We start from the raw sequence: 726 nt of genomic DNA, 5'->3' as shown, positions 1-726 counted from the left end.
GGATGCGCATGCGGGCGCCGGCCTCGTCGATGAGGTCGATGGCCTTGTCCGGCAGGTAGCGGTCGTTGATGTAGCGGTCGGCCAACGTCGCCGCGGCCACCAACGCCGAATCGGTGATCGACACCCGGTGGTGGGCCTCGTAGCGGTCGCGGAGCCCCTTGAGGATCTCCACGGTGTGCTCCAGCGAGGGCTCACCGACCTGGATGGGCTGGAACCGGCGCTCCAGGGCCGGGTCCTTCTCCACGTACTTGCGGTACTCCTCCAGCGTGGTGGCCCCGATGGTCTGCAGCTCCCCGCGCGCCAGCATCGGCTTGAGAATGCTGGCCGCGTCGATGGCGCCCTCGGCCGCCCCCGCACCCACCAGGGTGTGGATCTCGTCGATGAACAGGATGATGTCCCCGCGGGTCTTGATCTCCTTGAGGACCTTCTTCAGCCGCTCTTCGAAGTCACCGCGGTAACGCGACCCGGCCACCAGCGAGCCCAGGTCCAGGGTGTAGAGCTGCTTGTCCTTGAGGGTCTCGGGCACCTCCGCCTTGACGATCTTCTGCGCCAGGCCCTCGACCACGGCGGTCTTGCCGACCCCGGCCTCACCGATGAGCACCGGGTTGTTCTTGGTGCGCCGCGAGAGCACCTGCATGATCCGCTCGATTTCCTTCTCCCGGCCGATGACCGGATCGAGCTTGCCCTCCCGAGCGCTCTGCGTCAGATTCCGACCGAACTGGTCCA

At 66.9% G+C, this 726-nt stretch carries 1 protein-coding gene; it reads right to left on the bottom strand.

Annotation, left to right across the window (positions count from 1 at the left end):
• A partial coding sequence (locus tag SREC43747_RS0119275; RefSeq protein WP_029723005.1) for an AAA family ATPase occupies positions 1 to 726 on the bottom strand: 726 nt, incomplete at both ends.

Source organism: Saccharopolyspora rectivirgula DSM 43747, assembly GCF_000497205.1.
Classification (GTDB): Bacteria; Actinomycetota; Actinomycetes; order Mycobacteriales; family Pseudonocardiaceae; genus Saccharopolyspora; species Saccharopolyspora rectivirgula.
This window is presented reverse-complemented; position numbering and strand designations above follow the sequence as displayed.